Origin of the sequence: Kosakonia arachidis (assembly GCF_900116535.1) — a bacterium.
In the GTDB taxonomy this organism is placed as follows: domain Bacteria; phylum Pseudomonadota; class Gammaproteobacteria; order Enterobacterales; family Enterobacteriaceae; genus Kosakonia; species Kosakonia arachidis.
On the sequence record NZ_FPAU01000001.1, the window covers coordinates 433525 to 447666 of the forward strand.

Consider the following 14142-nt stretch of genomic DNA (forward strand, 5'->3'; position numbering starts at 1 on the left):
TGCCATTATGGCGGCGTCTCTGCACATCGCCGTGATTCATCACTCGCTATCGGCTTCTGTGAGTATAAAAAATCACATAATCCGCTGTCGGTTTCTATACTGACAGCGGAGGTTATGAATGAAAAAAATGTTGTATTCGTTGTTTGCCAGTCCCGATCGGTTATTGCAGGTGATGAGCCATAGCGAGATCCAGGATTCGATTGAAGATGGCGATCGTATCGTTGTCGATGGTAATACCTCGGTGAATGTTCACTGTCAGCAGGTGCAGGATGATTTTAAACGTCATGTTGCTGCCTTGAAGAGGGTGTAAATATGGGAACCGCCATCTTCATGGTATTAATGGTTTGCGGCTACTGGTATACCTCGCACGATCTCTCCACGCGCTTTAAATTCAAACGCAGCTTCGGCTGGGATGTTTATTTTCTGGTGGCGCTTTACGGCTGCGTTTTTGTCCTGCAGGGCATTCTGGCCATGGCGCTGTTATGGCTGTGTCTGTTAATCGCATCCACTGTGATGAACCAACTGCCTGCGGAATTTGGCCCGCAAACGCACCATCTGCAGATGAGCTTTATGAACTGGAGCTTTTTAGGTATTCAGGCACCCGTGGTGATGATGCTGGCGTTTGCCGTTCTGTTTTGCTTCTGGCGGTCAAACTGGTCCGGCAGCGCGCGGCTGGACAGTGCAGGCCGCCGTGAACTGTATAAACACCTGTCGCGCGCCAACGGTGTGGAAGGGCTGATTTATCAGTGCATGGAAACGGGCGATCTGGCGTGGATAACCCTTAAGTCGCAGCGCATTTACATCGGCATGATCCACACAGCCACCTTTGACAGCGGCGATGCGAACAACATTGTGTTGATCCCAATGCTGAGCGGTTATCGCGATGCAAAGACGCTGGATCTGCATGTCGAGCACAATTACAGCGCATGGTACGCCGAACACAATATTGAGCTGGCTTCCGGGCCGCGTCCGGCGCTGGATTTCCGCAAAGTGTTACTGTTATCGCAGGTTGAGAGTCTGTCGCTGTTTGATCCGGCGCAGGTGCTGGCAATGGGGATTCATCGCCAGCGGGAACAACAAGCGTAAACCGCTGGCCAAACCGTCGTTCGGCGCGGTGGGGTTTGCTGGGTTTTTCCCGCAGTATGCGCAACTGGATAAGACGACGCTGGGTAAGCAACATTCAGTACACCGTTGCTTAAGTCACCAGTCCTAAGCGGAACAGGCTTTCGGCGCAGGCGATAATAGCCTCTTCGCGTGGGCGCGGCGACCAGCCGAGCAGTCGGATGGCTTTGGCGCTAGTGGCGTTCATGTTCACACCCAGCAGCGATACCAGCCCATTAACCAGCGCCGGGTTTTTTAGCACCACCTCATCGGGGATTTGTTGGGTGGAAACCCGGCGGGCTTGCTCACCTAAGCTGTCGCGCAGCACTTTCGCGACCTCCTCCATCCACATGCTTTCACCGGCGATTGCCAGAAAGCGCTCGCCGCTGGCTGCCGGGTCAGTCATTGCTCGCAAATGTAGGTCCGCCACATCGCGTACATCGACAAAACCGGAGTTAATGCGCAGGCAACCTGGCTGGCCTTCCAGCAGGTTTTTGATCAGGCGTACGGAATGCGAGTAATCCGCGCCAAGCGCCGGGCCAAGCACCGCCACCGGATTAATGGCGGCCAGCTCCAGCCCATTCCCCTCACGGGCGATAAACTCCCACGCTGCATGTTCTGACAAGGTTTTTGATTTTTGATACAGCGCGACATCACTGTTTAGTTCGCTCCAGTCCGTTTCATCAAACGGGCGTCGATAATCGGCGGCGTGTCCGACGCCAACGGCACCGAACGCCGAGGTCAGCACCACACGTTTCACTCCTGAGCTACGGGCGGCGCGTAACACCCGCAAATTGCCGTCAACGGCAGGGTTTACCCAATCCGCTTCGCTGACCTGCGGACCGGAGGGAGTAGGGGACGCGCCATGCAGCACATAGCGACAGCCGTCAGCGGCTTGCGCCCAACCCTCATCGTGGGTTAAATCGGCCAGCACAATCTCCAGCCGATCGCCTGCGTCGATACCGCCGTTTTGCAGGTTAGCGCGGATTTCCGCTTCCCGGCCTGACACTCGCACGGTAGTGCGCACCCGGTAACCTTGTGCCAGTAGCGCCAGCATGCAGTGCTGGGCAATAAAACCGGTGCCGCCGGTGACCAGTACGCGTGTGGTTTGAATGCTCATGTTATTTCCTCAGATAGCGTAGAGTACGGGGTTATCTTAGGTCGCTTGAACCGTACGCAGAATAGTTGAACGTACGGAATAGATGCGTGATAGTACGGAAATGAACACTGATATCTTTTCTGACATCCTCAAAGTTGCCGAGGCCCGTTCGCTGGTCACCGGCGGATTTACTGCAGGCGGTCGCTGGGCGATCCGCTTTCCTGCGCCCACCACGATTAAGTTTTTCGCCATAGTGCAAGGCCAATGCTACGTAATGATTGATGACGAGCCCGAAGCGTTGCACTTTGCCACTGGCGACGTTGGGCTATTGTCGGCGCAGCGTGGTTTTGTGCTGGCAAGTCACACCGACGTTGAGCCGCTGGACGCGATGAGCCTGTTTTCCGGCGGCGGGAAGAAAAGCACGCAGTTGGGGGATGGCAGTGATTTCCGGCAGATTGGCGGCCATGTACTGCTCGATCCGGTTTTTGGCCCGGTGCTGCGCGAAATGTTGCCTTCGTGGATCCAGATTCACGCGGCATCGCCACAGGCTACGACGATCCGCTGGCTGCTGCAACAACTGGTGGCGGAGCAGGCCGACGGCCAGCCCGGTGCGCAGCTTGCCTCGGCACAACTGGCACAGTTGCTGTTTATTCAGGTGCTGCGCGTGCATATGCAAAAAGCCGATGCCTTACCGGCTGGCTGGTTACGGGCGATGTGCGATCGGCGTATTGCCCCGGCGATGTCAATGCTGCACGGCGATCCGGCGCATAACTGGCGGCTGGAAGAGCTTGCCAGTGCCTGCGCGATGTCACGTACCACTTTTGCCCTGCGTTTTCGAACGTCGGTGGGTTGTGCGCCACTCACGTACTTGCAGGAGTGGCGTATGCACCTGGGCAAGCAGGCACTGCGCAAGAAGACCACATCAGTGGCGGAGATTGCGCAAACCCTCGGTTATGCCTCCGCCAGCGCATTCAGCAATGCCTTTCGCCGAGTCACGGGCATGTCACCGAAGACCTGGCGGGAAGCTGGCGGTTATGACAGCGATCGTCAAACGCTTCCTGCATCAGCTTCGGTAAACGTTTGACGCACATGATTAGTTTAAGATGCCATTAGCTCCTTCGTGGTCGGTGAAGAGTGCCGATGCTTATTTATGACACCACTTGTTAGGGGTAGGCGAAAGTATGAAAATCAGCGAGCTTTCATTGCTTACTGTCCTGCTGTAAGGAAGCGCCATGAATGACACGTTTATCTCCCTCAGCATTGGTTGTCTGGTTCTGATGGCGCTGGCGATCCCGCTGGCGCGGCAGCGCATTAAACCGAACCGTTTTTACGGTGTGCGCACGGCGCGAACGCTGCACGATGAGGTGGTCTGGTACCGGGCGAACCGCGTATTTGGCGTGGCGATGCTGCTTTGCGGCGCGGTGTTTTTTCTGCTCTCGGTGTTGTTCGGCAACTGGCGCGAGGCGAGTAGCCCGGCGAGCAGTGTCGTATTGTTTTTGATTGCGGTGTTGGTTCCGACGATAACAGCGCGGGTGACGACCAAAAGTGGAGAAGCGCGATGATGGGCGCAAGAGTAAAAGCCTTTGGTGCGCGCTTTTTCGGGCGCGTGGATGCTGAAAGGCTGCAATTTGCCATCGATTATGTGGATTACAACGAAAGCGGGCTGGCCTTTGAAACGATCTGCGATTACCTCATTGAAATGGATGCTCCTCTCAGCGAAGAAGAGTACCGGCTGGCGGAAGAGCTGTACCGCGATATGGAAATGAAATGGGGCGGCAGTTGTCTGAAGTTTATGAAAGCACAGATCGTAACAGGAAACCTGGCACAACAATCCTAACGTGTATTAGCTCAGATTTGACCTGACACAGCTATGGCACAGACCTAAACCTATCTGACAGGCGGCTCTGTGCCAGGAGCGGAAGTTGCAAAATCAATCTCTGCTAATCAACGGGGGAGCAGGTAAGCGTTACACCATAAAGCGTTAATGGCGTGGATTGACGCATTGATAGCACGCGTCGCAGAGCTGGAGTCAAGAAATCCGAGGGGCCAGCACAGGGTAATTATTATATTTAATAATATTACTCCACTCATATAGGGTGCGGTGCTAAGTTAGTAAAGGAAATAGCCGTACTATTCATGGAGGTTTACTGTGAGTGTATATGTTTTCTATTACAACGAGTCTGGTGCAAGAGTCTTTACCAAAAGTAGCGTAAATAAAGAAGCAAGGAAGCTTCTCAAAGAGAAGGGTTACAAAAAACATTTTTTCGAGGTCGAAGCTGAAAGTGCTCAGGACGCTATAGCGAAGATGAAAAACAATGACGATGAATATCTGAAAGAATTAAAAGATTATTCTGATAGCCTTCTTTTTGTTGGTCTTGTTGGGGTGGCGTCATTTTTTTAAAGAGTAGAGGCGGTGACCTGATCACCGCCAATCATATGTATTAGCTCAGATTTGACCTGACACAGCTATGGCACAGATCTAAACTTAATTTGACAGGCAGCTCTGTGCCAGCAGATATTACTGAGTCCGCACAGCATTGACTAAAAGGGAACGGGTCAAAGCATCTTTTTGCTCTGCTAAATGCGCAACTATAATTATGACGGTTGTTCTTTTAAATGGATGAAATCATGAGTTCACTCAAAATGCATTTCAACATTCTTGCCGGTTACAACGCCTGGACGAATGAACGATTGTATTCCAGCGTTGGAAAGATTGGGGAAGATGCTTACCGTAAAAACTGCGGCGCTTTTTTTGGGTCTATCGAGGCGACTCTGAATCACCTGCTCGTGACGGACAGGATATGGCGGCATCGTTTAAACGCATTACCTGAAACAGGGTATCGGCTGGACCAGATGTTGTTCGACAGTGATTTTCCCGGTCTGGAAATGGCGCGAAGAGAAGAAGATAAAAAGATCGTTGATTTTATCATGGGATTATCAGAAACCGATTTAGACGGCATCGTCTCCTACCGGCGGGCTTCAACACCAGAACTTAAGCAGCAGGCAATCTGGTCTGCTCTGGCTCACTGGTTTAATCATCAGACCCATCACAGAGGGCAGGTCCATGCAATGTTGACCCGCGTATCCGGGGAAGCCCCTGAACTGGATTTGCTGATATATCAAAGGTATCTACACGATAAATATGAGTTTGGCGATTTTGTCGGAGCCCCCTGAATTGACCTGCTCAAGGTTGATTATCACATGCCAGTGTTAGTCCAACATCTGATACACAATGGCAATGATTCTATAATCATGAACGACCGAATATGGCACTGAATGGCTTCACACCAATGCAGCATATTCAGCGCTTATCCGATTTTACTCATCTGCCCGTTTAAAAATGGAGGGATTACCGATTTAATGACTATCCTGGCATGATCGATGACGAATGTAAAAATAGTCAAATTATTATAAAGTTGGTTTATTTAGCTTCTGATCCTCGGCAAGGAAATAATTCAAAAACATCACCTGAAACGATTTTATATGCATTAAAAGGATGCTATATAATAATACATGGGGAAATTCAGGAGGTTGAAGAAAAACTCGACGAGGGGTGCTTTTTTTACGTACCTGCTAACAAGAAATATATTTCTGTTAACTTAAACGAAAAACCAGTGGCTCTTCTTATTGCTTTTAAAGGGGCAGTTTTAAAGTGAGTTGCCATATATTACAAATAAGCTTAAACTTTATAAAAGAAACGCAGATGAAGTATAGCCACCTGCGCTTTATAAGACTTTTAAACTATTTCTTACTTAAATAATAGAGGTTTATTTATCTTTTGCCCCCCATTCACAATAATGTTATTGATTGCGTATATGTTACAATGCTGCGCATTTTTTGGTTGATGCGCTTCGCAGGATTCGATTGCATCTGCTGCTGCTGTATGACCATCTCGTTCCCAGTAAGCCACACCCCATGCACCATCTTTTCCGGTTGCAAATGCTTTTTCATAGAGTTCAGATGCCGTATATTTCTCAAATGCGGCCTTGCCCTGCTCATTATTGAGATTCTCGGGCATAGGCAGATGATTTTCAGGAATTGAAACGATTTGCTTATAAGGCAAATTATGCTCCTTGAGAAAAGGTTCTATATGTGACCACCAAAAACGACCGGGAGCTGAATCCATAAAAGCATGCCCATTATTTTCGAAAGCTGGCATTAACATGAAGGTAGCATCAGCTCCCCACTGATGGTACGCATTGAAGAAATCTTTTCCCATCTGGGGCGGAAAAGATTTGTCATTTATCGAATAAAGCCATAAGGATGGTATACGCGCAGTCTTCCCGTAGGATGAATATGCCGCCAGCAAACCTTTTCGGTCGCAAAGAGATCTTCCATCAATTGAACCTCTGCCACCATCAAAGCTGATAACAGCCGTTACGCCGGGAGGATTAACAGCACCCGTAGCTATGACTGCAAAACCACCTGCAGACATACCTGCAAGGACAGTATTTTCAGGTAAAGCCCAGGGTTGTTTCCTGATAACTTCTAGTGCCGCAAGTATATCCCTTACATCCCTTTTCCCGGCTAGCTTATGCAATGGTTCCTTACAGGAACCTCCGGTATATTCAGCACCGCCACTAGAAAAGCCATATCCCTCACGTAATAGTGAAACAGCCGCATAACCATGTGTTGCAAATGCCAGAGCCGTGGCTGATGTTCGGTTTGGTGTCATTTCCGTTCTATCGAACTCAGGACTTTCGGAAGTGCCATGATTAATAATTACTATTGGATATTTTCCAGGCCCCGCTGGCCGTGTTACGAAAGCATCAAGTATGGCGGGTTTACCATTATCAAGGACGACCTGAATTGTCATTGGCTCACGAATAAGCCCTTCAAACTGTTGGTTCACTAAGGAATTTTTTACATCTGCATTACTGTGAAAACTTATACAAAAAACACTTAAAATAGTAAATTTGGCTATAAGACCCCAGTCATATATTCTATGCATTTTTAACTCACTCTCCAGGTTGATGTCCTTTAAGCAGAGAAATCATGTAGTACGGAATTTATAAAATAGAAAGCAGCCTACTATTTCTTGCCGTTATTAAGTACTACTATCCTTAAAAACAAGAAATCAGAACAATGTAGCACGCCGGAGGTAAGGTATTTATTACAGGATATCTTTGTTCTGACAATATTACGTTTCGTTACCTTATTTTATTAAGGTTGTTTGGTCTTTTTTTAGCTGATTGCCCAGCTCTCCCTGATTAATACACACATTTTAAGTAATTATTTACCTGTGTTGATAATAACTGTGGACGTTCGCGCAAAGCTGACATAACGTCAGAAGATTTACCATACCCTCCTTAATTATACGCACCGCAAAAATCCCTGAGTGCGTTTCTGGCGTATGCCCGGTAAAAGCAGTGACAAACCACCCGAAAATGTACACCAGAAACGCGACTTAAGAATCTACGCTACGACTGCATATGCACTCAACTGAATAGAGTGAGGTTTCACTTTATTTTATCAACACGTTTCAGACTACAATGTATCTGGCTATCAATTCGACAACTCTTTTATCTCGTAGTCCGGTAGAGGATATTGACTAATAAATTCGTTAAGCGTTTGGCTATCCGGGAGCGCTGTCAGGGCACCTTTCCGGGTTGTCGCCAGCGCACCACAGGCACTGGCCTGAGTCATAGCATCGCTGATTTGGTCAAGGTTATATGGCATTCCAGCGCGAGCTATATATGCAAGCAAACCCGTCAGAAACGCATCTCCCGCTCCCGTTGTATCAACGCTATCGACGATGTAGCCATTGAAATGAATGACCATATCGTCATGGAGTATCATGGCCCCCTGAGCACCATAGGTCACAACTTTCAGACGTGCTGGTAGCGTCTTAAGAAAATCCAGTGCAAGGGTAAAATCATGCGTGGCTGCCAACCAGTACCACTCTTCTTCAGATAATTTCAGGATATCAGCCTGTCGCGAGAAATGGTGTACAGCATCGTGCATTCTCTGCTTATCACTCCACATTTGCTCACGTAAATTCACATCAAAACTCAGCAAGCCTCCACTCTGTTTTATTTTCCTGATCGCTGTAACTAACGTCTGGCAACAGGCTTCGGCGACCAGCGCAAGAGAACAGAAATGCAATATTCCTGCACTAAGATTGGGAAGCGCATCAGGCGTTAAAAACTGATCTGCAGACGGATTCGTCAGAAAGGTAAATCCACGCTCTCCACTATTATTCAGAGAAACTAATACCGTACTGGTTCTGTGAAGAGGGTCCATCTGCATACTCTGGACGGAGACGCCCGATGCGCAGAGCGTCTCCTTTAAAAAATAGCCGAAGTCGTCGTCGCCTACCCGGCCGATAAACCCACTCTGACAGCCCAGACGTGCTGTTCCTACCGCTACATTAAAGGGGGCGCCTCCAGCACAAGCCTGATATTGCATATCTGAAAGCGGTAAGAGATCGACTACCGCATCGCCGAGAGTCCAAATGTTCATGACATTTCCTCAAAAGTAATTAGTTATTCTTACCCTGGAATGACCCGCGGTGAGGGATCAGGTTATTCCCGCAAGGCAATATCCGTGTCTCTTGCTCCGCTGGTCGTATAAAAGAGAGTTTTAAAAGTTGTAATCCAGCATGAGTTTATAGTCGGTAGTGATGGCATCGCCGTGAGTTACCCAACTCCCGTTCTGATTAATTAATGAGCCTGTTATCTCTCCAGAAACGGTGAAGCGGGAGGTCAGAGGGTAATTTGCAGATACTTTCAGGAAGCGATTGCGGGTATTCTGGAATACTTCTCCATCTTCTCTCCGGGCATTATTTTTCTTGTAATGCCCATACCCCCCGCTAAAGGTTGTGGAAAGTTTTCCCCAGTTGTGCCAGATACCCATTGACGTGGTCCAACTTTTATCATCTATATCACCCCATTGCGCTCTGTCTAAAATTGCAGAGGCGAATTGTTGCCGGAACCAGATACCTGTTGTGTTATTTATAATATATTGAGCACCTGGTTCGATTTGAAATGAGCGCATGTCACGGTCATTTTGTGAACCTCCACTGCGGCGATGATCAATTTGTTGGTAAAGATAATTGAAGACCGAAAATTTGTCTGTTACACGCAGATCGGTAAAGAATTTGACGCGTGCCTGCCAGCGATCATCAACTGACGCACTTCCTCCCATAACGTCCCATCCATAGCGCAGGCGTTTATAGAAATATTCATGACCGACAATAAGTTGTGTCCATTGATTCTGACTGAGGTAAGTCTGACTCTCCCACGTACCGTTATAGTTCGTCGTTCTACCTTCAGAAAAAGCCAGATACCAACCGGGTAAATCATCGTTACGCATGACTCCTTGCACAAAAGTCAGGGAATCATTACCGTTATGAAAATGGCTATTACTCCAGTTATTATCCTCAATTGCATATTTTATTTTAAGCTGACCATGAATGCGGCCTCCAGCAGGATTAGAGGAACGTGTTGAGGTCCACATGACATCTTCATCAAGATATGACCATGGATCAACGGCAATGACCGTTCCCGATAAATCCTTCATGATGCTCATACTTGCATTGGCCAGCGTCGGGAGCATAAGCGCGAAAATAACAGCCAGGGTAAGATGGTTTTTCATAACAATATCCCTTTAGATCATTTCTTTAAATTTTAATATTGCATGTAAACTATCATGCTGAGGCAAGCTAATGCTCCAGGGTTTCCCCTGCATAGAATACATGCGAGTGCTAAATGCCACTTTTTCATTAATATAAAAAACGGCTATTGAATTCTGTATAAGCACGCGTAAATCAATTTTCTCACCAAGCGGAATATCGACCCAGGATTCTGCATTACTCTGATTAATCGATGCTAACGGAGAGTTAAAGAAATAGGCTTTGCCCTTACTCCTGTTGAAAACAACGTTGAGTGTTGAGTCACTCACATTATTATCAGTCAGCCCAAAGCTCATGACCATTCCCGAAGAGGGAATCTCCACCGTTGCGGACAACTCTCCACGCTTGGGTAAAGGAGGATAAACTGATGACTGTAAGGGGCCAAACTGCGTTGATGTTTTGACCGTTTTAGCAGGTTTTATGGTTTGAACCGGGCCATTGTTATCTTTTATGGCCTTCTGAAGTTCCTGCGGAATAATGCTATTGAGCTCACCTTTTGCATCTGCGGTGAGTTCATGTACGGCCAGGTTTCCTGCCCAGTCGATATTACCCCTGTCATTGTTTCCCGCTTTCGTTGGGATCCAGCCGAAAATAAATAAACGACCATCCTTGATAGCCAGTTTACCGGCATAAAAACCAGAGCCATCCACAACATAATTATCCAGCTTATGCCACGGTCCTTCCGGATTATCTGCAACGCGGTACTGCGTCAGGCGCAGTGGCCACTGATCGCTGAAGCTCAGATACCAGCGCCCGTTAAAGAAGACAAGTGTCGGACATTCAAGATTTGAGTTACTGGTAATGGTATCGTTGTCAAAAAATACACCACGATCTTTCCAGTTTTTTAAATCCGTTGAGCTGTAGCGCGCGATAATGCCGCGACCGTTGCTGCGGGTTGTGATCAGCATCCAGTACTCTTTCTTTTCTTCAACCCAGACAACGTGAGGATCGCGGAAGTCATTGCCGCGATAGTTATTGCCCGGCAGGATAGTGTCCTGCGGATGTTTCACCCAGTGAAGACGATCTTTACTGGTCGCATGCATGACGGACTCGACCGGAAATACGTTTTCATTATGGGCTGTGTACCATGCGTGCCAGGTATCACCCACTTTGATAATGGAGCCGGTTCCCAGGAGCAACTCTGGATCGTTGACGTTATTAACGTAAGGAATGACTTCAGAATGGTTCTGGTAATTATATAAGTTGGTGCTGGAGAGCAGGTGAATCGCATGTACTCCTAAATCGCTGCCGCCGCGCACGTCATTCAGGTAAAAAATATTAAACACGCCGTCGTTATAAACAGGCATTGGATCGCCAATAAATGACCCCTCGATGCGAGGGAAAAAGTCACTAACCTGGGTGATGCTCTTGTTCTGCAATGTTTCTTTAGACATCTGTGAATACGCAGGTACATTTCCACCAAAAAACACCAGCAGAACGAATAAAGTCGCCGAAATAAAGGTTCTCATACTATCCCCTGAGTATCAGAAGTTATAAGTAACACCAACTACGGTGTACGGATTCCAGGAGTGGCCTGTGTACGTCCAGAGCCCTGCTTCTTTAGTGAATGAAGCTTTGAATTCGCCATAAAGGCGAACTTCACCAAAGACGGGATAGCTGATAGTGCCACCAATAAATTTGTAGCGGCCGTCGTAAAAGAGTTCTTTGGCGTTACTGGCGTTATCAATTTTGTCCTGTCCAAAACCGATATACAGTGACGTTAATAATGGATACCAGTTGCGCCAGAAGCCGGCTGTCACTTTCCATTCCTGCTCAACAATATCACCCCAGCTTTCACGCACCTGACGGTTATAGTAATAGTAAGGACGTAAATACAAACCGAGATCCGGATTCACCCGATACTGGATCGCAGGTTCAGTTTCAAAGATATACTGTTCAAGGTCGCCATTGCCCGGTTGATTGCCCTGAGGCTGATATTCGCCATAAGCGTATCCGGCAATGCTCCATTTATTAGACAAGCGTAAGTCCTGCCAGAGCTTAAAGCGACTTTTCCAGCGTTTGGTTGCCGTTTCGGAGCCGACCATGACTTCTGTACCGATATTCCCTCGCCATGTTTCAAAAATATGTCCGACAAAAAACTCATTAATAGTATTGGTGGCACCGCTATAATCCTGATTGCTGAACTGCCCTTTATAATCATCTTCCCTGGCATTCCAGAAACCGAAGTACCAGTTTGGCAATTCATCATGTCTTAAAAAGGCCTGCATGGTGGCAAGCTTAAATTTCCCACTATTTTTCTTAGAATTGCTCCAGCGGACATCATCAATTTCAATCTGGCTACCGATGTTTCCGTGCAGACCGCCAGCTTCCATATTTCGCCCGATACTGTTCCAGTGAACCGGCGGTGCTTCCTGCCTTAAGCGTAACAGGCTTACATCCTCAGAATCATCCACCGCATTGTTCTGATTCGTGTTTTTACTCTCAGAAGGTTGTACCGCAGTGGCAGAAGGGGCACTCTGTACGGTTGCTGTGTTTCCAGCTATAGCAGAGGAAGGCTCGCGCACAGTTACATCCTGAGATCCGCTTTTGGCGGCGGAATTACTGTGCTGCTGGTTTTCAGTCTCATCGTAAAAATAGCTTTGATAGTTCCCCGTATAATTATCCGGTATCTCAGCTTTTTTTTCAGCAATAGCGGGAAAAGTGGCAAAAGAAAAAAGGAGTGCCAGTGTTATTTCCCCGGGAGATGGTTTTGTCCTGCTTTTAATTATATCTTGAGGTTGTTCTACTCTTTCATCCATTTTTCTATCTCGTTATTCAGACAATATAATGCCAGCCAGAGACTGGCAGAAATAAAGACAGGCAATATAAAAAGTAAGATGATATCTGATGGAATTATTTATCCAGAGACCAGTATCCGGCTTCTTTTAATGCAGCGGCTCCACTATTTGCAAACAGCATTATGTCGCGCTGCCCTGGCTGCGGATAAATTCGACTGCTTAAACAGGCTTCGCCTTCATTAACAAATACTTCCACGGATGAGCGATCAATGAAAATTCGCAGTGAAAGGATACTGCCCTCGGGCAGGGGAATGCTGCGCGTTCCCATAAGCGAGAAATCAGGGTAGTTACGCTCTAACACTAAGCGCTGAGCCTGATTATCAACGTAAATACGCAGCCCATCTCCCAGCACCATGCCATATTGTTCCGCCAGAGACGTGCCACGCTCCCATTCCAGTAATAACTCCACGGCTTCGGCCTCTGCAGCGACAAATACCCGCTGATTATTCAGGCAATGGGCAGGGACAGGAAAATAGCTGCCTCGCAGGGCGGTCACTTCGGCGATGGGTTTCATCATCAGGCGATTATTATCGCCTAAGCTCACTTCGCGCGGCAGTGAGAGCATTCCGGCCCAACCATCCTGTTGCTCAGGCATCGGCGATTCCCACATATCCAGCCACCCAATAACAATTCTGCGTCCATCCGGGCTAAGGAAACTTTGCGGGGCATAAAAATCGTGACCGCTATCCATCTCAATAAATTGCCCGTCATGGCTGAACGGCTGGCCTGGCTGCCATTCTCCCAGTAAATATCCGCTCTGGAAAAGGTTACGGTTTTTATAACCTTCTGCCACCAGTCCCTGTGGTGAAAACATCAGCACACGACTGCCGTTCAGGGCAAAGAAATCAGGGCATTCCCACATATAGCCCATACCTTGTTCAGCTTCGGCAAGAATGCCCTCATCATGCCATTCCTGAAGATTGGTGGAACGGTAAAGGCGCACCTGGCCGGTATTTCCGACGCGTGAACCCACAACCATGTACCAGAACTCACCTTCGCGCCACACTTTCGGATCGCGAAAATGATGCAGTCCTGGAGGGGTATCAATCACCATACCATGACGCTCAAAATGAATGCCGTCACGGCTGGTTGCCAGACATTGCACCTGATAGAGATTGTCATCAGTATCAGCCGGGCCGTGGAATTTATGCCCGGTATAAATCAGTGCCAGCGTGTCGCCGTCCACCACTGCGGAACCGGAAAAACAACCATCTTTATCTGCCGGACCTTCCGGTGCCAGAGCTACAGGCATATGTTCCCAGTGAACCAGGTCTTTACTGCGGGCGTGCCCCCAGTGCATCGGTCCCCATTTCGTTGAATAGGGGTGATGTTGATAAAATGCATGATACCAACCGTCAAACCATACCAGTCCGTTAGGATCGTTCATCCAGCCTGCTCTTGCGGCAAGGTGATAGCGCGGATACCAGCGGGGGTTAATCCCGGCATGTGCTTTTTCAAGCGTCTCTTCGGCCTGTTTTAATAAGGATGTCATTGTGTTTTCTCCCGATAAT

General features: G+C 48.1%; 15 protein-coding genes and 1 pseudogene. 9 read left to right on the forward strand and 7 right to left on the reverse strand.

The window, feature by feature from the left end; all coding sequences use genetic code 11:
* Window positions 1–118: 118 nt before the first annotated feature.
* Together BM427_RS02065 and BM427_RS02070 are read left to right on the forward strand one after the other, a co-directional pair.
* Complete coding sequence (locus BM427_RS02065) at window positions 119–310, forward strand: hypothetical protein (protein WP_090118762.1); 192 nt, start codon at window positions 119–121, stop codon at window positions 308–310.
* A gap of 2 nt (window positions 311–312) precedes the next feature.
* Complete coding sequence (locus BM427_RS02070) at window positions 313–1086, forward strand: hypothetical protein (protein ID WP_090118764.1); 774 nt, start codon at window positions 313–315, stop codon at window positions 1084–1086.
* 109 nt (window positions 1087–1195) lie between these two features.
* On the opposite strand, the gene BM427_RS02075 is transcribed toward BM427_RS02070, so the two are convergent.
* On the reverse strand, window positions 1196–2221 hold the full coding sequence (locus tag BM427_RS02075) for an SDR family oxidoreductase (protein WP_090118766.1): 1026 nt from the start codon (window positions 2219–2221) through the stop codon (window positions 1196–1198).
* An 82-nt stretch (window positions 2222–2303) separates the two neighbouring features.
* Between BM427_RS02075 and BM427_RS02080 the strand changes: the two genes are divergently transcribed.
* The 7 genes and pseudogenes from BM427_RS02080 to BM427_RS02105 all read left to right on the forward strand — a co-directional run bounded on the left by BM427_RS02080 (window position 2304) and on the right by BM427_RS02105 (window position 5856).
* Window positions 2304–3284: an AraC family transcriptional regulator gene (locus BM427_RS02080; protein ID WP_208809150.1), complete on the forward strand. Its 981-nt coding sequence runs from the start codon at window positions 2304–2306 to the stop codon at window positions 3282–3284.
* A gap of 148 nt (window positions 3285–3432) precedes the next feature.
* Window positions 3433–3762, forward strand: coding sequence for an SdpI family protein (locus BM427_RS02085; protein ID WP_090118768.1), 330 nt, complete (start codon window positions 3433–3435; stop codon window positions 3760–3762).
* A complete protein-coding gene (locus tag BM427_RS02090) occupies window positions 3759–4037 on the forward strand; it encodes a MafI family immunity protein (protein WP_175539120.1) in 279 nt (92 codons plus the stop codon). The genes BM427_RS02085 and BM427_RS02090 overlap by 4 nt, the downstream gene beginning before the upstream one ends.
* A 312-nt stretch (window positions 4038–4349) precedes the next feature.
* Window positions 4350–4601, forward strand: a complete 252-nt coding sequence (locus BM427_RS02095) for a hypothetical protein (protein ID WP_090118770.1) — start codon at window positions 4350–4352, stop codon at window positions 4599–4601.
* A 227-nt stretch (window positions 4602–4828) separates the two neighbouring features.
* Complete coding sequence (locus BM427_RS02100; RefSeq protein WP_244316598.1) at window positions 4829–5374, forward strand: DinB family protein; 546 nt, start codon at window positions 4829–4831, stop codon at window positions 5372–5374.
* A 53-nt stretch (window positions 5375–5427) separates the two neighbouring features.
* A pseudogene (locus tag BM427_RS26420) lies at window positions 5428–5538 on the forward strand (IS481 family transposase); the annotation flags it as partial.
* A gap of 36 nt (window positions 5539–5574) precedes the next feature.
* Window positions 5575–5856 carry a hypothetical protein gene (locus tag BM427_RS02105; RefSeq protein WP_090118776.1) on the forward strand — a complete coding sequence of 94 codons (282 nt, stop codon included), beginning with the start codon at window positions 5575–5577 and terminating at the stop codon, window positions 5854–5856.
* Window positions 5857–5948: 92 nt separating this feature from the next.
* Here the strand turns inward: BM427_RS02105 and BM427_RS02110 are convergent, their stop codons facing one another.
* The 6 genes from BM427_RS02110 to BM427_RS02135 all read right to left on the reverse strand — a co-directional run bounded on the left by BM427_RS02110 (window position 5949) and on the right by BM427_RS02135 (window position 14123).
* Window positions 5949–7151: a dienelactone hydrolase family protein gene (locus BM427_RS02110; RefSeq protein WP_139234372.1), complete on the reverse strand. Its 1203-nt coding sequence runs from the start codon at window positions 7149–7151 to the stop codon at window positions 5949–5951.
* Between the two features lie 554 nt (window positions 7152–7705).
* A complete protein-coding gene (locus tag BM427_RS02115; RefSeq protein WP_090118778.1) occupies window positions 7706–8662 on the reverse strand; it encodes a PfkB family carbohydrate kinase in 957 nt (318 codons plus the stop codon).
* A 120-nt stretch (window positions 8663–8782) separates the two neighbouring features.
* A complete protein-coding gene (locus BM427_RS02120) occupies window positions 8783–9796 on the reverse strand; it encodes an OmpG porin family protein (protein ID WP_090118780.1) in 1014 nt (337 codons plus the stop codon).
* Window positions 9797–9808: 12 nt separating this feature from the next.
* Window positions 9809–11302: a glycoside hydrolase family 32 protein gene (locus BM427_RS02125; RefSeq protein ID WP_090118784.1), complete on the reverse strand. Its 1494-nt coding sequence runs from the start codon at window positions 11300–11302 to the stop codon at window positions 9809–9811.
* 15 nt (window positions 11303–11317) lie between these two features.
* On the reverse strand, window positions 11318–12592 hold the full coding sequence (locus tag BM427_RS02130; RefSeq protein WP_090118786.1) for an OmpG porin family protein: 1275 nt from the start codon (window positions 12590–12592) through the stop codon (window positions 11318–11320).
* Between the two features lie 94 nt (window positions 12593–12686).
* Window positions 12687–14123, reverse strand: coding sequence for a glycoside hydrolase family 32 protein (locus BM427_RS02135; RefSeq protein WP_090118788.1), 1437 nt, complete (start codon window positions 14121–14123; stop codon window positions 12687–12689).
* Window positions 14124–14142: the final 19 nt, after the last annotated feature.